The following is a 1,172-nucleotide window of genomic DNA, read 5'->3' as shown; positions in this document are numbered from 1 at the left end:
CCCCCACCCCTGCTCCAGCAGCACCTCGCGGGTGAAGACCTGCCGGGGCTTGCGGGCCAGCGCGACGAGCAGGTCGAACTCCAGCGGGGTGAGGTTGATCGGCTGGTCGCCGCGGCGGACGGAGTGCCCGGCGACGTCGATGGTGATGTCCCCGATCTGGAGGATCTCGGGTGCGGGCTCCTCGGTGCGGCGCAGCCGGACCCGGATGCGGGCCACCAGCTCCTTGGGCTTGAACGGCTTGACGATGTAGTCGTCGGCGCCCGACTCCAGGCCGAGGACGATGTCCACCGTGTCGCTCTTAGCGGTGAGCATCACGATGGGCACCCCCGACTCGGCGCGGATCTGGCGGCACACGTCGATGCCGTCCGCTCCGGGGAGCATGAGGTCCAGCAGCACCAGGTCGGGTTTGGTCTCGCGGAAGGCTTCCAGGGCCTTGTCCCCGTCGTGCACGAACGACGGCTCGAAGCCCTCTCCTCTGAGCACGATGCCCAGCATCTCGGCGAGAGCGAGGTCGTCGTCGACGACCAGTACGCGTCCCTTCATCGATTCTCCGGCGTCGGCGACATCCCCTTCAGGGACGACTCCGGTCCGCCTTGCTCCTTTCCGGACACTCTCAAGGGGCAGAACTTCGCACAATCTTCCAGCCGGATGTGTTCCCGACCGGCGTCTTCGGGTTGTGCCAGTGGGACCTCCCGTCGACGGGCGGCGGGTTCCGGGCCCCCGCCCACACTGCCGTCTGCCCGTCGTTCCGTCCAGTACGTGTGACCAGCTCCCCCCGCGGAAGCCAGGAGGTCAGATAACGAAAGCATACAAAACCAACAGATGACCGCAGGTCGGGCCAGATGCGGCCGACCCGTCCGCGGCCCGGTCCGTCCGACAGTAGGTTGGACTCGCATAGCGTGGGGATACCGCGTCACAGCGCGGCTCCCGCCCACACGGCTGACACAGGAGGTCCCAATGTCCGAGGAGGAGGGTCGGGGCTGGCGTGCCCCTGGCGGACCGCCCTCTCCCCACCATCCCCCCAGGCAGGACATTACCCCAGACCAGGCTCCCGGCGGTGCGGATCGTTCCGCTTCCTCCGCCTCCCCCGACCCGGGAACGCCGCCTGCCGCCTCGTCCCTCCGTCAGGTGACCGACACCCCTGATGGAAAGGTACGCCACGTGTCGAAGGA

The 1,172-nt window shown here is 68.3% G+C and carries 1 protein-coding gene; it reads right to left on the bottom strand.

From position 1 onward, the window contains the following. On the bottom strand, window positions 1-543 hold a 543-nt coding region (locus AC529_RS16800), incomplete at its 3' end, for a response regulator (RefSeq protein ID WP_068758334.1). Window positions 544-1,172: the final 629 nt, after the last annotated feature.

The sequence above is a fragment of the Thermobifida cellulosilytica TB100 genome (assembly GCF_001517975.1).
Taxonomy (GTDB): domain Bacteria; phylum Actinomycetota; class Actinomycetes; order Streptosporangiales; family Streptosporangiaceae; genus Thermobifida; species Thermobifida cellulosilytica.
This window is presented reverse-complemented; position numbering and strand designations above follow the sequence as displayed.